Annotated in this window: 19 protein-coding genes; 2 read left to right on the top strand and 17 right to left on the bottom strand. The window is 56.8% G+C overall.

Annotation, left to right across the window (positions count from 1 at the left end):
* Positions 1-21 precede the first annotated feature (21 nt).
* From M7Q83_RS09045 to M7Q83_RS08960, 17 genes are all read right to left on the bottom strand, one after another.
* Positions 22-480, bottom strand: a complete 459-nt coding sequence (locus tag M7Q83_RS09045) for a flagellar hook capping FlgD N-terminal domain-containing protein (protein ID WP_298337730.1) — start codon at positions 478-480, stop codon at positions 22-24.
* A gap of 21 nt (positions 481-501) precedes the next feature.
* Positions 502-1,896 carry a flagellar hook-length control protein FliK gene (locus M7Q83_RS09040; RefSeq protein ID WP_298337727.1) on the bottom strand — a complete coding sequence of 465 codons (1,395 nt, stop codon included), beginning with the start codon at positions 1,894-1,896 and terminating at the stop codon, positions 502-504.
* Entirely contained in the window at positions 1,880-3,022 is a 1,143-nt protein-coding gene (locus tag M7Q83_RS14285) for an NlpC/P60 family protein (RefSeq protein WP_366526392.1), read from the bottom strand. The genes M7Q83_RS09040 and M7Q83_RS14285 overlap by 17 nt, the downstream gene beginning before the upstream one ends.
* Positions 3,022-3,435: a hypothetical protein gene (locus M7Q83_RS09025; protein ID WP_298337724.1), complete on the bottom strand. Its 414-nt coding sequence runs from the start codon at positions 3,433-3,435 to the stop codon at positions 3,022-3,024. The genes M7Q83_RS14285 and M7Q83_RS09025 overlap by 1 nt, the downstream gene beginning before the upstream one ends.
* On the bottom strand, positions 3,432-4,763 hold the full coding sequence (locus M7Q83_RS09020; RefSeq protein WP_298337722.1) for a FliI/YscN family ATPase: 1,332 nt from the start codon (positions 4,761-4,763) through the stop codon (positions 3,432-3,434). The genes M7Q83_RS09025 and M7Q83_RS09020 overlap by 4 nt, the downstream gene beginning before the upstream one ends.
* Positions 4,732-5,373, bottom strand: coding sequence for a hypothetical protein (locus M7Q83_RS09015; RefSeq protein WP_298337719.1), 642 nt, complete (start codon positions 5,371-5,373; stop codon positions 4,732-4,734). Before M7Q83_RS09015 ends, M7Q83_RS09020 begins: the two co-directional genes overlap by 32 nt.
* On the bottom strand, positions 5,374-6,384 hold the full coding sequence (gene fliG / locus M7Q83_RS09010) for a flagellar motor switch protein FliG (protein WP_298337716.1): 1,011 nt from the start codon (positions 6,382-6,384) through the stop codon (positions 5,374-5,376). It abuts the gene before it with no gap.
* Positions 6,385-7,926: a flagellar basal-body MS-ring/collar protein FliF gene (gene fliF / locus M7Q83_RS09005; RefSeq protein ID WP_298337714.1), complete on the bottom strand. Its 1,542-nt coding sequence runs from the start codon at positions 7,924-7,926 to the stop codon at positions 6,385-6,387.
* Between the two features lie 120 nt (positions 7,927-8,046).
* Entirely contained in the window at positions 8,047-8,346 is a 300-nt protein-coding gene (locus M7Q83_RS09000; RefSeq protein WP_298337711.1) for a flagellar hook-basal body complex protein FliE, read from the bottom strand.
* Positions 8,346-8,780 carry a flagellar basal body rod C-terminal domain-containing protein gene (locus M7Q83_RS08995; protein ID WP_298337708.1) on the bottom strand — a complete coding sequence of 145 codons (435 nt, stop codon included), beginning with the start codon at positions 8,778-8,780 and terminating at the stop codon, positions 8,346-8,348. The genes M7Q83_RS09000 and M7Q83_RS08995 overlap by 1 nt, the downstream gene beginning before the upstream one ends.
* The gene (locus tag M7Q83_RS08990; protein WP_298337705.1) at positions 8,780-9,118 is read right to left on the bottom strand and encodes a flagellar basal body protein; all 339 of its coding nucleotides are present in this window, start codon (positions 9,116-9,118) and stop codon (positions 8,780-8,782) included. Before M7Q83_RS08990 ends, M7Q83_RS08995 begins: the two co-directional genes overlap by 1 nt.
* Positions 9,119-9,481: 363 nt before the next feature.
* Entirely contained in the window at positions 9,482-9,760 is a 279-nt protein-coding gene (locus M7Q83_RS08985) for a hypothetical protein (RefSeq protein WP_298337703.1), read from the bottom strand.
* Positions 9,753-10,133, bottom strand: a complete 381-nt coding sequence (locus M7Q83_RS08980; protein WP_298337701.1) for a flagellar export chaperone FliS — start codon at positions 10,131-10,133, stop codon at positions 9,753-9,755. Before M7Q83_RS08980 ends, M7Q83_RS08985 begins: the two co-directional genes overlap by 8 nt.
* A 12-nt stretch (positions 10,134-10,145) precedes the next feature.
* Positions 10,146-12,695, bottom strand: a complete 2,550-nt coding sequence (gene fliD / locus M7Q83_RS08975) for a flagellar filament capping protein FliD (protein WP_298337697.1) — start codon at positions 12,693-12,695, stop codon at positions 10,146-10,148.
* 88 nt (positions 12,696-12,783) lie between these two features.
* Entirely contained in the window at positions 12,784-13,617 is an 834-nt protein-coding gene (locus M7Q83_RS08970; protein ID WP_298337693.1) for a flagellin, read from the bottom strand.
* A 97-nt stretch (positions 13,618-13,714) separates the two neighbouring features.
* Positions 13,715-14,728: an aspartate-semialdehyde dehydrogenase gene (locus M7Q83_RS08965; protein WP_298337690.1), complete on the bottom strand. Its 1,014-nt coding sequence runs from the start codon at positions 14,726-14,728 to the stop codon at positions 13,715-13,717.
* Positions 14,725-15,933 carry an aspartate kinase gene (locus tag M7Q83_RS08960; protein WP_298337687.1) on the bottom strand — a complete coding sequence of 403 codons (1,209 nt, stop codon included), beginning with the start codon at positions 15,931-15,933 and terminating at the stop codon, positions 14,725-14,727. Before M7Q83_RS08960 ends, M7Q83_RS08965 begins: the two co-directional genes overlap by 4 nt.
* Before the next feature lie 131 nt (positions 15,934-16,064).
* On the opposite strand from M7Q83_RS08960, the gene M7Q83_RS08955 reads away from it, so the two are divergent.
* Positions 16,065-16,805 carry a peptidylprolyl isomerase gene (locus tag M7Q83_RS08955; RefSeq protein WP_298337684.1) on the top strand — a complete coding sequence of 247 codons (741 nt, stop codon included), beginning with the start codon at positions 16,065-16,067 and terminating at the stop codon, positions 16,803-16,805.
* 35 nt (positions 16,806-16,840) lie between these two features.
* The gene (locus M7Q83_RS08950) at positions 16,841-17,419 is read left to right on the top strand and encodes a peptidylprolyl isomerase (RefSeq protein ID WP_298337681.1); all 579 of its coding nucleotides are present in this window, start codon (positions 16,841-16,843) and stop codon (positions 17,417-17,419) included.
* The last annotated feature ends 463 nt before the right edge of the window (positions 17,420-17,882 follow it).

Below are 17,882 nucleotides of genomic sequence, written 5' to 3'. Positions count from 1 at the left end.
CTTGCACAGCGTGCACGTTGATCAGTTGCTCGCGCCTCCGATCGTCTTGCCGACGGCGGTCACTTCGGCACTCGGTATCGCCACCCCATCGATATTGAGATTGAGTGATCCGTTCGCCATCGCTACTCCCGAGACCACGCCGCTCCCTTGGGTGCCTCCCGCCGTCGTGTAGCTCACCGTCTGGCCGATCAGGCTGGAGGCGTTCACCACTCCTTCCTGAGATTGGAGCGATTGCAGTTCATTGCTGACGCTGTCAAGAAGTTGCACCATCGACAGACTTGAGGTCTGTTGCACCATCGCACTCGGGTTCATCGGCGAGAGTGGATTCTGGTTCGTCAACTCAGTGACCAGGAGCTGTAGAAACTCATTAGATGAGAGTGAGGCAATCGAGTTATTTGAGGTGTTGGATGGATTGGTAGCAGCGCCATTGGCCGCCCCCATCGCACTTGAAGCACCGACCGAGCTAATAGGTAAGGTCATTGCCGTATTTTCCTTTCTTCCTTAGAGCCGTACATCGACAAGCGAATGTGTAACTACAGCCGTCTGAGCTCCAGCTGCGATATGCGCACCAGGCGTCGCGCCGAGCATCGGCACTCCATCGGATGACGAGGACTGTGATGGCTCCCCCTGTCCCCCAGTCTGCTGGCCACCAAATCCAAGATCACGCTGCAATGTATTGGTCAAATCACTGAGCTGCTGGCTCACGATCCCTCTCGTCAGTGGATCCGCTATCTGGATATGAACCTGGATTTCACCACCATTCGAGGTCACCTGCAGCTGAAGCTGCCCAAGTTCCTTTGGTTCAAGTGCGATGGTGATCGTCCTTGGAAGATTACCCTCCCGAACCACCTGCGCTACGATATTGCCGAGTTGCCCCAGCGGGGAGGATGCCACCGCTTCACCAGTCGCACCAGCCACGGGGACGGAGGGAGGCGGGGCCATATCGAGGCGCTGTAGTGGGCTCGCTCCATTCATCTCGACGAGCGGGCCAACCTGTGCTGGTTGGTGCACCACGCGAGATTGTCCATCGACAAGCTGGGAGCCACTGTACGCATTAGTTTCGGCCTTTGCGTTCACCTCTTGATTCGATCTACCGGACGCGGGTAACGGTGCAGCAGACAGAGACCATCGGATACCAAGGGTTTGACTACCTTGATTCGATCTACCGGACGCGGGTAACGGTGCAGCCGCTGAAGAACTACGAGAGACTGGTCGTGGCAATCCGTCGCCCATGACCGGTGCGCGGCTGACACTGGTAGCTGGTGAAAGGGGTGCGAGTGACGCGCCGACCTCCTCTCCGCCTCGGCCCGGCAGGCTTGTTGGAATGGCGACACCGATCTGGCGATCCTTACCCAGAGGAACCTGCGGTGGTAGTACTACGGCCACTGCTTGTGCCTCGCTCGCCGAGGATACGACAGCTACCGGCTTCGTTGTCGACGCAGCAGCCTGAGCCTGGCCACCAACGTCTTCCGGCGTCACAATCCGGGTTTGAGCTGCTACGTTCCCTAGGTTCTGCACCATTGGAGCGCCAGGGGGCGTCGGGGGCGCGGGAAGGAGGTCGGTAGCGTCGCTCCTCGTGGCAAGGGCCGCCACTCCACCCATAGGTTGTCCAGATTCCTTGGTATCGTGACCAGCCTGAGCGATCGCCGAAGGAACGGGGGCTGTCAGGGTCGTGACGACAGGGATCAGCGTTGTTGGCCGATGCCGATTGACCACAGGCCGATCCAGGCCCGCTTGTACCTCCGCAAAGGTCGGCGGGAGGTGAGTTTTGGCACCACCAGCCTCATCGTGTTCCTTGGAGGTAGCCTGAGGCGTTGACGCAGCACTCGCCTTTGGAGACTCTCGAGGCAGCACCTCAAGGAGCGGTGTGGTTGTTGAACTAGCTATTGGTGACATTTTGGCCTCCCATGAGTCCCATGACCTCGGTCACGTAGTTTTGCGTCTGGGCATACGGTGGGATACCTCCGTACTGCTCCACCGCCCCGTCGCCTGCGTTGTAGGCCGCCAAAGCAAGTGGCACTGATCCAAACTTGGTTAATTTCTGAGAAAGGAGTTCAGCAGCTCCATAGATCGCCTGGGTAGGGTTCATCGGATTCACACCTAACGAGGCGGCCGTCTGCGGCATAATCTGCATGAGTCCTTCTGCACCCGCAGAGGAGACCGCGGATGGATTCATCCCAGACTCCGCCGTTGCTACCGAAGTCAACAGATTCGGTGGCAGGTTGTAGGCCTGGGTCGCCGCCGCAAAGACAGAGGATAGGTCTGATGGCGCGTTCACCTGAGCACTGTTCATGGCCGGCGCAACGGAGCGAATCTCGGTTGGGTCCCCCACTGGCTGGATCTGCACGGTCTGTCCCGTCTCAGGTGCATCGACCATGTATCCGTTGCCGAGATAGATTCCCACGTGATAGGCAGGGTTGCCATAGAAGACCAGATCACCAGGTTGTGCCTGAGCCAACGAGGCGACCTGGGTCCCCACCTGCTCTTGTTGGTCAGCCACTCGTGGCAGATCGATACCGGCCTGGCCATAGGCCCACTGCACCAACCCAGAGCAATCGAACCCGGTCGATGGAGAGGAACCGCCCCAGACATAGGGGACACCGATCTCATTCAAGGCATTGGCAACCGCTTGGGTCACCGGAGAGGAGCTCTGACTAGCAGTTCCCACAGGGCTCGTCGCTGGTGTTGCCCCGAACGCTGCCGACGCCGTCAACGCGGGCGTGCTCACCAGACCGGTGCCGGCCGTTTCGGCTCCTGTGGTACCAGTCGTCGTGCCAAGTCCCATACTCGTCATCCCTGCAGCCAAGGATGTTCCCGTGTTGGTCACGGCCGAGGAATCAACGGCTGACGAGGTACTTGTGGCCGCTGTCGGATCGAGAATCGACCCAATCGTCGACTGCACTTGATTGAGAGTTTGGAGAAACTCACCCGGCCCACTCGCCGAGGTAGCCTGACTGGCCAGTTGGCCAAAGGCATTAGAAAGATCGGTGAGCGCTGGAAGGGTTGCGGGGATGGCGTTCATCACTCACTCCTTAGTTGACGATCAAAAATTTGGCGGGCTACAAAGAAATCAAGAACTTCAACGAGCTCACGTCGGGCGCGTTGGCGCTCAAGTTCACCAACGGTCGCGGTACGCAGATCCTCAAGCGTCCTACGCTTCGCATCGATGGCGACCAGGACTCGCTCCTGCACCGCCATAGTCTGCGTCGCCGCCAAGGCGCGTTCTCCATGTTGCGCAGCCAACGAGAGATGCACTGGACCAAGGGTTCCAAAATCGCTACGAGCCTCGACGACGGCAAGATGGTCATCCACCTTGTCGAGTTCTGCACCGCGACGCTCGGCAGCCTCTCGCAGCTCGCGTAGATGACCCCAACGCTCAATCTCTTGCATACGAAGTAACAGCGTTAACGCTCGTCGGCGACCAGCTAGGTTCATTGTGTCACCCCGAGTACTTGAGATAACCGTGACCAGGTTGCAGACGCCGGGGTCAAGTCCATCAGATCCTGCGCAAATAGCTGCGTTAACCGAGGGACGACAGCAAGCGCTCGATCGACGTTTGGATTCGAGCCAGCGACGTAGGCACCAAGATCGATCAGGTCGCGCACCTGATCGAGTTCGGCGTAGAGCCGCCGAGCCTCATGGGCTAATGCACGCTGGGACTCATCAAGGATCGCAGTCTCAAGGCGCGAGATCGACTCCAATACCGACACCGCTGGATAGAGACCACGCTGGGCCTGGCTCCGGCTGAGGACGATGTGACCATCGAGCACTGAACGTGCGGAGTCGGCGATTGGATCATTCAAGTCGTCCCCATCGACGAGGACCGAATAGATTCCGGTGATACTTCCGCGGCTCGAGGTGCCGGCTCGCTCCAACAGTCGTGCCATCAACGCAAAGACCGAGGGCGGATAACCGCGCACGCTCGGCGGCTCACCCGCCGAGAGCCCAATCTCGCGCTGTGCCAAACCGAGCCGAGTCAGTGAGTCCATCACGAGCAGAACGCGTTTCCCCTGATCACGGAACCACTCCGCGACCCTTGTCGCCGCCAGTGCTGCACGCACACGCAACAACGGTGGTGCATCAGAGGTGGCCACCACGATCGCCGCCTTGGCCAATCCTTCGGGACCGAGATCGTGTTCTAAGAACTCCTTCACCTCGCGTCCTCGCTCTCCTACGAGCGCCAACACGATCACATCGACATCGGCACCGCGGATCATCATCGACAACAGTGAAGACTTCCCCACTCCAGCTCCAGCAAAGACACCGAGCCGCTGGCCGATCCCACACGGGACCAGTGTGTCGATGACCCGTATCCCAAGCGAGAGTTGCTCGTCGATGAGGGTGCGATCCATTGGCGAAGGTGCCCTGCCATCGATCACCACTAGATCCTCGGGTGCGAGCTGTCCGAGTTGGTCAATCGGGCGCCCCTCCGAGTCCAAGACCCTTCCCAGGAGGGCTGGTCCAACCGGAAAGAGAGGTGGCCGCTTCAGTGACCATGCCGGATTGCCATAACGCACACCGGTCATCTCCTTAAAAGGCATGCAGATGAGCCGCTGGTTATCGAGCCCAACGACCTCCGCGATCAGGGTCTTATTCCCTCCCAGATCCACCACGACCGCATCCCCGATCCCCGCTTCGACTCCCTCAACCTCGAGGTGCATCCCCACCAACCGACAGACACGCCCCCTCGGCGTTGGTTCGACCACCGACAACAGTCGCTCCCGCATCAGCTCAGGAATCATGGTGCCAACTCCCCAGCTCATTCACGACCCGTTCAAAGGCCGTAGCGATTCGAGCGTCAAGGACGCGTGCACCTGACTCGATGACAAGATCATGGATACCGAACCCTTCACCGACGACCGCCACCGCCTCGAAACCCTGGTCCAACAACTTCGGAAGCACAACGGCGCTGACGGCTTCGAGGTTGTCTGTGGCAACCCGCACTAAAAATGTCTCCTGGGCCGCCGCTGATTCTGCCGTCTCATCCACGATCTTTTGGATGCGATCGATCGGATCTGCGACGTCGGTGCGCAGGATACGCTGGGTCAGTTCGAGAGCGAAACGAATGATATCAGCGAGCTCCAACGAAAACTGCTGAGCTCGAGCCTGGTGAAGTCCGCGAATCGCTGCATCGAGGAGTTCGTTATTCCTGCGATAGCGTTCCAGCTCCTCTTTGAGCTCCCGATCGAGGATACTTCTGGCGTGCTCGATACCCGCAGTGAAACCCTCGCCACGGGCGAGTTCGAGCTCTTCGCGCCACTGGCTCGTCGATCGTGCTGTCGTCGCGTTCCCGAGTCCAATATCCTCCAAGACGGAGTCGACTGAGGGCAGATCGAGACGGATGACATCGTTTGGATTCGATCGTGGCTCCATCTAGTTCACCAGCTCCTCATCGGAACGAGCGATCATGATCTCGCCGGCGGCTTCGAGCTCTCGAACTGACCGCACGATAGATGCTTGGGCAGTCTCGACCGTGGAGAGACGAACGGGACCAAGGATCTCGATCTCCTCCTCAAGGTCGAGCGCGGCGCGCTCGGAGATGTTGCCCATCACCTTGGCGACCAAGGAGGGTGCTACGCCCTTCAAGGCAACCGCCAGGTCCTTCGGGCTCACCTGCCGCAGCACACGTTGGAGCGTCCGATCATCAAGGGCGAGCACATCCTCGAAGACAAACATCTGCTCCCGAATCCGATCAGCTAGTTCAGGATCGACGGCATCGAGGTCAGAGAGGATGCGCCGCTCAGTAGTCTGATCGATATTGTTGAGGATCTCAACGACGGAACTGAGTCCACTGTGCATCGCCACTGGGCCAGCCTTCGTCAGTCCAGCGAGTTTGCGCTGCAAGATAACGGCGGTTTGTTCGACGATCATCGGATCGACCCGATTGAGGAGGGCGATACGTCGGGTTACGTCAGCGCGCATCTCATCGGGCATCGCGCCCATGACCTCTGCGGCCATCGTTGAGTGCACATGCGAGAGTATCAACGCCACCGCCTGGGGGTGTTCCCCTTGCAAAAAGGAGGCGAGCTGGAAGGATTCTACGTGCGAAAGGAATGAGAGTGGATTTTCGACCGAACGACCAGAGAACTGGGCGAGCACCTCGTCGGCCTGGTTCTTACCCAGACGAGCCGAGAGGATCTCGCGCGCGGCGTCCATCCCCCCTTGACCCACGGTCTTGACCGCGATCACCGACTCGACAAACTCCTCCATCAGCTCAGTGATGGTCTCCTTCTCAAGACTTGGCAGCTTGGCGATCTCAAGGGTGAGGGCTACCGCCTCGGTCTCGCTCATCGAACGCAACACCCGGGCGGCGAGCTCGGTGCCGAGCTGTACTAATACGGCAGCCGACTTCTGCATGCCAGTGAGGTCCTTGACCTGGGTCATCTATCTCGCACCCCGTGATCCCATCCAGATGCGGAGCAGCTTGGCAACATCGTCTGGTTGCTTATCGATGTAATCGAGCACGTCATCGGCGACGATCGGCTGGGCCATCGGCATCGAAAGGGCGGGCATGAGTTGGGTGGCATCGCTAGGGCCAGGACCCAGCGCCATGGTCGGAGCTGCTGCGTCCAGGAAGAGGGGCTCAATCTCGGTGCGTGCCGAGGATCGTGCCATCAACAGGATAGCCCCGACGACTCCGAGCACTAGCAACAGGATTTTGCCCAACGAGAAGATCGAACCCAGTGGGCTCGCGGCCGCAGGTGCCGCCGTGGTCTGGGTAGCAAACGGCAGGGCAACCACGCTCAGGGTGTCCCCACGCTTGGCGACAATGCCAGCGGCCGCCGCGACCATGTTCTTGATCTTGGCGAGTGAGTAGCCCCCCTTGAGCTTTGAGTTCACCGCAACCGCTACCGAGAGGCGCTGTACCTGGCCGGGGGCCTGCACGGTCGTCTGATCGATCTGACCGACCGCGTAGCTGTTATTCGTCGAGTTCTGCTTATAGTTGCTGTTGGTGCCGTTGCCGGGGGCCGGGGTAACCGCGCCAAGGGTTCCGCCAGCGACCGTGCCGGCACCCGTAAAGGTCTGCGTCTGGGTATTGGATTGGGTGAGTGCAGATTGGACTTTTCCCTTGACCGTTGGTACCTGCTGCGACTTGGTCGTCACCTGGTTGTAGTCGAGGGTGGCGGCCACTCGAACATTGGCTTGGTTCGGACCGAGCACCGAGTCAAGCATCGACTGCAGACTCGCCTCCAGCGTGTTGTCGTAGGATTGGGTCGCAGAACTGGTCCCCGTTCCGGTCACTCCTTGACCAGGTGCGGCCAAGACGTCACCGTTCTGATCGACGACGGTCACCCCGTTGGCGTTCATGTTCGGGATCGCCGAAGCGACGAGGTGCACGATCGCCTGCACCTGGGTCGAGGAGAGTGTGACGCCGTTGTCGAGCGTGACGATCACCGACGCCGTGGGCGTCTGGTTTCCTCCGACCGCAAAGACATCGGTGGGAGGCAAAGCCAAGTTGACCTGTGCAGCCTGCACGCCATTGATGGCCTCGATCGTCTGCTCAAGCTGGCCCTGGAGCGCCTCCTGATAGTCAGCCTGTTGGGTGATCTGCGAAGTGGTGATACCAACACTCGACAACAAGGAGAGACCTACGGTGGAGTTGGCCGGTAGTCCAGCCTGTGCCATCGCGATACGCTCTTGATCGACCATGTTTTGTGGCACCTCGATCACCGACCCCGAATCCTCGAGCTGATAAGGGACCCCGGCACTGGTGAGTTTGGAGGTGATAGATCCCGCATCCGAGGCTGACAGGTTCGTAAACAACACTCCATACGTCGGCTTGGAGGTCATCGACGAGACCACAAAGACGATGGCCACCACGATCGCGAGACCAACCAAGACAACGGCCTTCTGACCGGTGGTGAAACCGTCTGCAAACTTCTTGAGACTCTTCGTCACATTCGACAAGGTATCCGTCGATGCCATTCCTACTCCCTACCCAAAATTCAATTGATGGAAATGAACCATTGCACTGTGTCGATCCAGCACTGTGTCGATCTAGAACTGTGTCGATCTAGAACTGTGTCGCGCTAGAACTGTGTCGCGCTAGAACTGTGTCGACATCACTTGATTGATGGCACTCACCGCACCATTGCGCAGCGCGACCACTAACTGCGTCGCGAGTAGAGATTCGTTGGATGCCACCATGGCATCACTGAGATTTGCTTGACCCGCAGCAACCTGTTGCGCCTGTGTCGCCGCCGTTGCTTGTGTGCCTTGGAGTGAATCGATAGCGTTGCCGAGAATCTGGCCAAAGGAACTCGAGCTTGCACTCGGCGCGCTGGAACCAATCGGCGGCAGGTTTGCGCCAAGACTTGAGGTGATGGCACCGATCGCGGGGACCATCAGCTCACGATCCCAAGGACTGACAGATAGGCAGCTTTTGCCTGACTGATGACCGATGCGTTTGCCTCGTAGCTGTATTGAGCGGTGACGAGATCCCCAAGCTGAGTGCCGAGGTTGATTCCTGGCTCCTTGACCATGCCCTGTTTGTTCGCCAGCGTGGAACTTGGATCATAGGTCAATTCACCGTTGGGTTTCGGGGTGACAATGGAACTCACCTGCACGCCATCCCCAAGTGCATAGTTGGTAAAGTTAGGAATCCCTGACGAGTTGACTGACGGCTTTGGAGCGACCAGAACCTCTTGTTCTTGGTACTGTGGTTGATTGACTCCTGCGATATCATTCGCATTCGCGATGTTTGAACCGATGGAATTAAGCCAGGTTTGCTCAACACTCACGCCAGTTCCCGCGATGTTGATTGCACCGAAGAGTGACATCAGAATTGACCTCCCATCGCTCCTGAGAGAATCTGGAATTGCGTGGTAAGTTGATCGGAGACGGCTTGGTATGCCAGCGCATTGTTCTGCAACCGAACCAACTGGTTACCCATAGAGACATTGTTGCCATCAAGTGATTCCGGGTTAGTCGACGGGGTAAGTGTCGCTGATGCAGTCCCTCCGTTGGCCAGCGCATTCGAAAGCGAAGACTGGAAGGAGACGTTGGTCGCTTGGAAACCCGGCGTGTTGACGTTGGCCAGGTTATTCGCGATCGCCTGCTGTTGCGATGTTAATCCATCAAGAGCAAACTGGAGAGCCTGAATCGAGGTAGAACCCACGGTAGCGCCCTTTCAAAGTAAAGCTATCCGTAGCCCACTTCCGAGCGATCCATGCCCGCATGAAGAGCTTCGGTTCATCCATGTACCCACTTAAATAACTTTTGTTGATGGCTACTAGATCATTGTACCCACCAGTGGGAGGAAGCCAAGTCAAAGCAAATAGTTGGAATCGTTCACTAGAACAGTGCTATCAGACATGCTCGGTACACATGCCGAATTCGTTCGAGGAAATTCGTGGCAAAGACGAGGATCGTCCACAAAGGATATGAGTGATCTCAAGCAAGTTATCGAGCGGCGGTAACCGCTCGCCCGGTCGAAGTTCAGCGCCGTCCGCAGCGAAAACAGCGCCATAGGCGCCACCAGTTAGGCAAGTACGTCGATCAGCACAATCCGCTCAGGATCTTTCATGCGAGAATATCGCAACACTGTTGCAAATGCGTCCATGCGCGAACGCAACTCCTCACTCAACTCCTGCGTACGAAGCACGAGCGACTCCGAACGATCCCGCAGGGCCCGAGGCAGATGGACGCTTGGCTGTTCGCAGCAGAAGCTCGTCGTCACCACTCTGCCGGTGGCGAGGGAGTCTGCGACGGCATTCAGATGCGCTTCGTACGCGTCAAGATAGGCGAGCCACTCATCCATCCGCGTTCACCAAGACCGCTGCCTGGCGCCAGGCACTCATCAGTGGGCGAAGGACTGCCTCAGCTTCTGCGAGCAACTCGCGCTCCTTGGCAAGGTTTGAGCGGACGAGACGATCAAGCGAGTACTCATACAGTCGCCGCATATCACTCGCACCATCCCACACTTCGACCTGCAGGCAATCGCGGAGCAAGGCCACAACAGCCTGTGCATTCTTTAGCCCACAGTGAATCTCGTAGAGATCATTCTTCTCATAACCGCTCAGTGCGCGGGCGAGAGAGGCATCCAATTGGTCGATCACCATCACCAAACGCGTCGCTGGCGAGGCGGTCTGGACCGCATTGATGGTGTAACTTCGCTTGCCAGAATAGGCCACAGGGCATCCTTTCTACGGGAGTTGGGCGATCTCGCTAGTGAGATAACTTCCCTGGTTCTTTAACGACCCAAGCTGGGTCTCCATATTGTTGAACTCCTGCTGAAGCATCTTCTGCTCTGAGTTGATCATCGGCGTATAGTTTGCATACTGTTGCTGCAAACTCGAGATTTGTTGATTAATACTGGCGATCGTTGAAGTGATCGAGCCATTCACCGGATCACTTGCCTGGTATCCAGTCGTGGCAAAGCCGCCAGCAATCCCGGGAGTGTAGTCAAAGTTGCCAAGGTTGGTGGCGGTACCAGAGATGCCGGTCGCGGTCACCTGCACCGTAAGACCCGCGAGCGTCGCGTTGGTGATGGGTGCGGAGAGAAACTGACCATTCCCGGTAGCCTGCACCCCGTCGATCGTTCCTGCGACGTTCGATCCCGTGTAGGTGGTGCCATTTGCTGTGAGGCCAAGTTGGCCAGTTGTACCACTGGTGGCAATCGAAAAGCTCCCCGCAGAACCATAGGAATCGGATGACACCACGAGCTGCGCACCGGAAGAACTCGTCTTCACCGTCGCCGAGAGGGACAGGCCAGAAGCCACAAAGGCGGCGTTTAATCCCTGCGCAATACTGGTGAGCGACTCGCCGGCACTAGCTGCGTAGGTTGCGGTCGTCCCAGATGAGGTGATCGAGAGGTTCTCCGCACTGGTGATCGCGCCTCCAGCAACGACGCTGCCAGTGTCAACCGCCTGGGTTGCTGACTGCGTGATCACAATTGGGTAGCTCCCAGCAGCAGTGGCATCACCCGCGTAGTTGAGCGTGACGGAACCCGAATAGGCATTCGATGCAGCTTGAAGGGTGCCGCCCTGTGTAAACAGAGAGGAGACCTGTGAAGGGTTCGCATCAAAGGCCTGGGCAAAGGTGGTGGCGTTGAAGTCAATGGAGCCGTTCTTATTAAGGTTTAACCCTGCGGTAGCGGCGGTCGATCCATTGAGACCGACAACGTTCGAGATGACTCCGAGAATCTGCGAAGTAATGGCGTTGAGGCTCGAGTTACCCATCAGTGGTCCACCGGAACCCGTTGCCTCGTTGTAACCAGCGTACTTGTTGATATCAGATAGCGCGGTGTTGGCGGCCGTCACCAAGGTTTGGACACTGGTGGCCATCGCCTTCCCGTCCGGGGTAACCGAGAGAGTTACCGGCGAAGATCCAGGAGCCTGAGCGGAGACCAGGTTGATGCTGACCCCTGGCAGGACACCCGAGACCGTGTTAGTCTGTGAGGACAGTTCATACCCATTGGAACCACCGACGTTGATCACCGCGTCCTGGCCCTGGGTGATGGAGTTGAAGCTACCGACTGACGCTGAAAACGGTGACGACTCAACGGTGATATTGCCGTTGGTGCCCGTGGTGTTAGAGGAGAGCTGCAGAATATAAGCGTTAGTGCCTACCCCCACAGCAGAGGCGGTTACACCGGCGTTCGCAGCGTTGATGTTGCTCACCACCTGACTTAAGCTGCCGCTCCCCGCAGAGACCTCCGTCGCCGAAAAACTACCCTTTGCGAGACCTGATGTGCCGACACCGAGGGTCACCGTGCCCCCCGAACCGTCGGTCAGCGTCGTCGTGGAGCCAGCTTGGACGTTGTTGATACTGGTGGCTGTGCCGTCGAGCGTAATCGCTCCAGCGGTACCCACTGAGGCAGTCGATTGTGTGGCAAGACCGAGGCTCGTCAACGCCGTACCACCGGTGACTTGCAAGGAAGAAGAGCTTCCGAGTAGAGCAGTACTGAGCTGGAGTTGGCCGCGAGCGTCGATCGTAGCATTCACCAAAGGTGTGCCACTCCCCGACGTCGCTGCGGTGATCGCTTGGGCAAGTTGGGACGGTGTGTACGTGCCACTGGCAATCGTGAAGGTTTGGGCGGTCCCATTCACGTTGGCGGTGATGGTATCGTTGGAGGACCCTATGGTTGTCGAACTCGCCAGTGCCGATGTTGTCGAAGCGGTACCACCGGTCAATGCCTGGGTGACATCGAAGGAGTGTGACCCAACCGCCAATGAACTCCCTGCCAGTGAGGTGACACCAAATCCGGCGGCGGTCGAGGAAAGAAGAAAATTCCCAGAGGCAACGGTCGAGGAGAGGGAACTCACGGTGCTGGAGCCAGCCAGAACGTTGGCTTGTGCGAGCTGGTCAACGTTGAAACTGATCGTCGAGGGAGCGGCGCCGGTTGAAGTGGTGGCGGTCGCAACGGCAGAGTTTGAGGTCGACGCTGACATCACTTGCCAATCCGCACTCGAGGTCAGATTACTCGCCGCGCTCTGCAAGCTGAGAAGGTCCGCCGAAAGCTGCTGATAGTCGTTCAGGTTGGTCTGAAGCGAGGTGATCTGGTTCTGGATATCAACCTGGGGTTGTTCATAGGCCTGCATTAGTGCGTTGATAATGGAACTGGTATCAAGACCAGAGATCACCCCGTTGAACTGAATCGGCGGGGCAAAAGGGTTCGTGGAACTCGTCGACGTCGTGCTACTGGTGGTAGGCGTCGTCGACGTCGTAGTCGTTGTTGGAGAGACGGAAGACATTCGACCTCCTCATTGCAGAAGGGAAAAGGAAAGAAACCAGGATGGGCCAGAGAGCATGCTCTCCGGCCCATCCATCGATCGAAATAACTTATGGCAGAAGTTTGAGAATCAACTGCGGCAATGCTTGAGCTTGTGACAACATCGCCACACCAGCCTGCATCAGCACCTGCTGCGACGAGAACGTCGTCATAGCTTGGGCCATATTGGTGTCGATCAGCGTGGAGTTTGCCGAGGTCACATTCTGCTGGCCCACTGTATCGTTAGCAACAATGGCCTGGATCTGATTCTGGATCGCACCAACTTGAGCTTCCGTGGTTGCCACTTGCGTAATCGCCGATTGGACTGCCAACATTGCCCCAAGGGCAGCAGTGGAGGAACCAATGCTAATTGTACCACTTGAGACTCCAAGTGCGCCGGTCGTCAATGCCCCAATCGTTACGACAATCTGATCAACAGAACTGTCGTAGGCACCGATCTGGAACGACTCGTTTGCGAAACTACCATTCAGCAACTGCTGGCTGCCAAACTGGGTCGAATTTGCGATCTGATCGAGCTGATTCTGCAACGCCGCAAACTCCTGCTGGTCTGCAGTGAGCGAATTGGTATTCGATGCGCCTGAGTTTGCAGCTTGGGTTGCTAACTGGTTCATCGTCTGCAGGATAGCCACCTGTTGGTTCATGGCGCCGGTGGCAATCTGGAGCACCGAGTTTGCGTCTTGTCCGTTGTTGATCGCAACGCCAAGGCCGTTCGCCTGGGTCTCAAGGCCCTGGGAGATCACATAGCCTGCTGCGTTGTTGGCCGCCGTCTGAATCTGCAGACCAGATGACAGTTGATTAATAGTTGTCTGCATCGCGTTGTTCGTTGCGTTTAAGTTGTTATACGCCTCGATCGCCGAGATGTTTGTGTTCACCGAAAGGGACATGAATCCTCCTTGAATTCCCTCATGTATTATCTAACCAACGCCAGGCTTACCAAGCGTCTTTGGATACATCGGGAGCTCATCGGCAAACCTTGAGGATCTATTGCAACAACAACTCCAGAATCTGAATCGCGTTCAATGCCGCTCCTTTACGCAGATTATCTCCTGCCACGAAGAAAGCGATGCCATTCGTCGATGAATGATCCGGTCGAATCCGTCCAATCAGGACCGGATCGACCCCAGCCGAAGCGAGAGGGGTTGGCAGCTCAACGATCTGACAACCCGGTTCTTGCTTGAGCGCATCCACAAGCTCAGCGACTTGGGGAGTGTCTCGGCACTCTGCAACAATCGCGATACTATGTCCAGTAAAGACGGGCACCCTCACACAGGTGGCATGGCAACGCAGATCAGCCAACCCCAAAATTTTTCGCGACTCATTGACGAACTTCTCCTCCTCAGAGGTGTCGCCATCGTGAAGATCCCCTGCGAGGGGGATGACATTTCCTGCCAAAACAGCTGGAAACTTTGCTGGAGACATGAAGTCGACGGCACCACCATCGAAGGTGAGTGCTGCGAGGTTGGGCCGTTGCAATTCGGCATCAAGTTCTGCCACCCCTTCCCTACCAGCTCCAGAGGCTGCCTGGTAAGTCGAAGCGATCACACGCTCGAGACCAAAAAGGCGATCGATGATCGCCAATGGAGGCATCGCAATCATCGTTGTACAGTTCGGATTCGCGATGATCCCATGTGGGCGGTTGTGAACTTCCCTAGGATTGACCTCCGGAACCACCAGCGGAACCTCGGGGTCCATCCGATACGCCGATGAGTTGTCGATCACCACCGCGCCAGCCTCAACAAAGCGAGGAGCGTGCACTTTGGAAGCGGTCGCCCCGATCGAGAAGATGGCGTAATCGACTCCTCGCAGATCTGCTGTCTCCACATCCTCGACCGCGACAAGACGCCCACTGAACTCGATAACAACGCCTGCCGATCGAGGGGAAGCGAAGAAGCGAATGTGATCGAATGGGACCTGTCGCTCCTTGAGAATCTGGCGCATCACGCCACCCACCTGGCCGGTTGCACCTACAACGGCAAGGGTTCCAGCGCTCCTCATAGTGAAAATGCCTCATGTAGTGCTTGCACGGCAGTCTCCAGCAGTTCAACTCGAATAACACACGAGATCCGTATAGCGGAAGTGGAGATCATCTCGATGTTGATGTTGTGGTTAGCGAGCGTCTCAAACATCGTTGCGGTTACGCCAGGGTTCGACTTCATGCCAGCGCCGACCAGGGATACGCGACCGATCTCGGTATCCGTCACCACTTCACTCGCATCGACCTGCCTCGCCACCTCTTCGGTCACGCTTCGTGCGAGCTCGAGGTCAAGTTTCGGTGCAGTGAACGAGATGTCCGTATGACCCTCGATGGAGGTATTCTGCACAATCATGTCGACATTCACACCAGCGTCGGCGATCACGCGAAAAATTCGAGCTGCCACACCAGGTTGATCAGGCACCCTCAACAATGTGAGCTTCACCTCAGATGCGTCATGGGAGATTGCACTCACCACTGCCTGTTCCATTGTCTCTTCCTCCTCTACCACCCAGGTACCCGGCTCCCACGTGAAACTCGAACGAACATGGAGCCGCACGCCGTAGTTCCTGGCAAATTCAACCGAACGCAACGCAAGGACTCGTCCGCCAGAGGCCGAGAGCTCAAGCATCTCCTCAAATGAAATCCTTGGGATCTTACGAGCGGCAGGAACCACACGAGGATCAGCCGTGAATACCCCAGAGACATCGGTATAGATCTCGCAAACATTCGCTCCAAGGCTGGCTGCGATAGCGACCGCTGTCGTATCAGAGCCTCCTCGTCCCAGCGTCGTGACATTGCGATCCGTGGAGACCCCCTGAAAACCCGCTATCACCGGAACCACCCCGGCGGCGAGTGCTGCCTTAATCCGCTCGGGTTTGATCTCAACTATTTTTGCTTTGGTGTGGTCGGTGTCAGTGATGATGCCTGCCTGCGAACCAGTAAAGGATTCTGCCGCTACGCCTAGATCGGCGAGCGCCATACATAGCAACGACACCGAGATGCGCTCACCAGCAGTAAGCAACATGTCCATCTCGCGTGGAGGGATCGTCCTACTGACATCTCCTGCGAGTCGGATCAGGTCATCGGTGGTCTTCCCCATCGCAGAGACGACCACCACCACATCGTCTCCCCTGCGCCTTGAGCGTGCAACGTAGTCAGCGACCGTGCGAATACGGTCGGCATCAGCTACCGAGGTACCACCGTACTTCTGAATTATGAGAGCCACTAGAACAATCTACCAGCCCGAAAGGGTCGAACCAAGAGGATAGACCGGTCTTGTGCTATTAAAGTGTTCACGTGCCAAGCGAAAAGCGGGCTCGGATTCGAGCGAACCAACAGAAACTGAAGGAAGCGGAAATGGCGCGTGCCAAACGGCGTCGACTGATGCGCAACGGCGCGATCGTGGTGATAGCTGCGATCGTGGTCTTTGTGGGAATCTATTTTCTCACCAAGCCAACGGCGAAGAAGACAACAGCCACCACCAAGACTACGGCGAAGACATCAACAGCGAAAACGACTGGCTACCTACTGCCTGATGGGTGCCCGAATCCGAATGCTATCATCCCGCACAAAACCCACTTCAAGAAGTATCCACCAGAGTGCCTTAATCCGAAGGATCACTACACGGCCATCGTGAACACCACGGCCGGCACCTTTGATATTAAGCTCGAACCAAATCTGGGGCCGAAATCAGCAAACAACTTCTATGTGCTGTCTCTCTACCACTTCTTCGACGGAACAACCTTCTTCAGAGTCATTCCCGGGTTCGTGATCCAGGGAGGTAGCCCAACCAACAACGACTTTGGAACTCCCGGCTATAGTTTTGGTGACAAGAACCCTCCGGCCGGCTCCTATCACATTGGAACCGTTGCGATGGCCAACAGCGGCTCACCGAACTCCAACGGGAGCCAATTTTTTGTGGTATCGGGAACCGCCGGTGAGAAAGAGTTGAGCGACACCTACAGCGTCTTTGGCCAGGTGACCAAGGGGCTTTCGGTTATCGCGAAAATCAACGCAGGTGGAAGTACCGCAAACAATGGCATCCCACCGAAGACAACTTACAAGATCAACACAGTCACGATCCAGGTCACCAAGTAACACTGGTCTCTACAAACAACTGAAGGAGTTAGACGATGCTGGGCAAGAAGAAGGAAAGTTACCCGTGTCCCGAGGCTGACGGTTCAAGTCCTCAAGTTCGACACTTCGATGCGAGCCCTTCGTACTGCCTCGAAGACAACGCTACCTACGAAGCCATCATGGAAACCAACCATGGCACCATGCGCTTTGAGCTATTCCCCGAACGCGCACCTATCACCGTCAACAGCTTCGTCTTTCTCGCCCGCTACCACTACTTCGATGGCATCAACTTTCACCGGATCATCCCAGGCTTTGTAGTCCAAGGTGGTGATCCAACAGGATCGGGTGCCGGCGGTCCAGGTTATAAATTCCGTGACGAACTCCCTAACGCCGGAGAGTACCAGCGTGGCAGCTTGGCCATGGCGAATGCCGGGCCGAACACGAACGGTAGCCAATTCTTTATCATCTCGGGGCCAAGTGGCGTATCGCTACCGCCGCTATATAGCCTTTTTGGACAACTCAAAGATGGTGATGATGTCATCACATCTCTCGATTCAGAAGGAACTCCAGGCGGAAACCCAAAACAGGCGTGCACGATCACATCTGTTGTGGTAATCCAGGAATCTCGAAAATAACTCACTCATAGTTCCTACTCCAACAAACTCTACATGGATCATACAGTCGGCCCGAATTACGCTTTAATTCAACTTACCCATGATTGGTCTACCTACTCCTAATCCTAAAGCAAAAGAATCACAAAATGGTCCACCACACATCAACAGGGAGCTTATCCTCGCATCTTCACCAACTGAAGGGAGAGCTTTGATGTCCGAAAAGCTGCCCACCTGTCATGGGTTTTTAGGCTCTCCTGACATTCATGTGGATGGATTTGGTTCGGATCTGAGCCGTAGTCCCAGTTCAACGGGAGTAATTGGGGCCGAAATAGCCGCATAAGGAACGCGCACGGTTTCTGAGCTCTAAATTTGGTGTTAACAACGCATCAAAAAGGAGTTCAGAACCATGCGCGCTACCTCTCTAGTTAAGCAGATGCTAGGCCTTCGTGGTGTCACCGTGACTGAAGTTTTGTTGGGTTCCGGC

It is taken from the genome of Ferrimicrobium sp., assembly GCF_027364955.1.
Taxonomy (GTDB): Bacteria; Actinomycetota; Acidimicrobiia; order Acidimicrobiales; family Acidimicrobiaceae; genus Ferrimicrobium.
Note: the sequence above shows the minus strand (reverse complement) of the source record. Positions and strands in the feature narration are given on the sequence as shown.